Here is a 736-nt window from a genome sequence, read left to right on the forward strand (position 1 = left end):
GTTCAACACATCTGCCCCTAAACTGCCACCCACCACCAAAACTTTCAGACGGCCCTGGCGGTTTGCAAAGCGTTCTTCAGGAACAGGCAATGCCGCAATATCGGCACGGACAGGGTTACCCACCAATCCGCCTTCATGTTGAAAGGCTTTCGGGAAAGCATACAGAACACGTTTTGCCCAACACGACAGTTGGCGGTTGGACAAACCGGCTACGGCGTTTTGCTCATGAATCACAATCGGCACACCGGAAATTTTTGCCGCCAAGCCACCGGGGAAAGTAACAAAACCACCAAAACCGATCACACACTCGACACGGTGTTTCTTAATAATCTGCTGCGCCGCACGGACAGTTTTATACAGCGTAAACGGCAACATCAGCTTGCGCTTGATGCCGTTGCCACGGATTCCTTTAATGGCCAGCGTTTCCAAGCGTATGCCGTATTGCGGCACGATACGCTCTTCCATCGAATCCTGACTGCCCAGCCAAATCACATGATGGCCGCGCTTTTGCAGCGACTCGGCAACCGCCAATGCAGGGAAAATATGACCGCCCGTACCGCCGGCCATCAGCATAAAAGTTTTACCGCTCATGGTTTTACTCCACCGAATAACCGCGCATTTTTTGGCGGTTTTCATAATCAATGCGCAATAACAAAGTAATGCACACCAGCATGATAAAGACAGCCGAACCACCGTAAGACATAAACGGCAAAGTCAGGCCTTTAGTAGGCAGGAT

General features: G+C 51.1%; 2 protein-coding genes. Both read right to left on the reverse strand.

The genetic code is table 11. The annotated features are described in order from the left end of the window. A partial coding sequence (locus tag ACTHUR_RS13840; RefSeq protein ID WP_440399114.1) for a UDP-N-acetylglucosamine--N-acetylmuramyl-(pentapeptide) pyrophosphoryl-undecaprenol N-acetylglucosamine transferase occupies positions 1-591 on the reverse strand: 591 nt, incomplete at its 3' end. 4 nt (positions 592-595) lie between these two features. Beyond that, positions 596-736 (reverse strand): FtsW/RodA/SpoVE family cell cycle protein (locus tag ACTHUR_RS13845; RefSeq protein WP_440399116.1); only part of this gene is annotated, 141 nt, incomplete at its 5' end.

Source organism: Neisseria sp. P0021.S007, assembly GCF_051956855.1.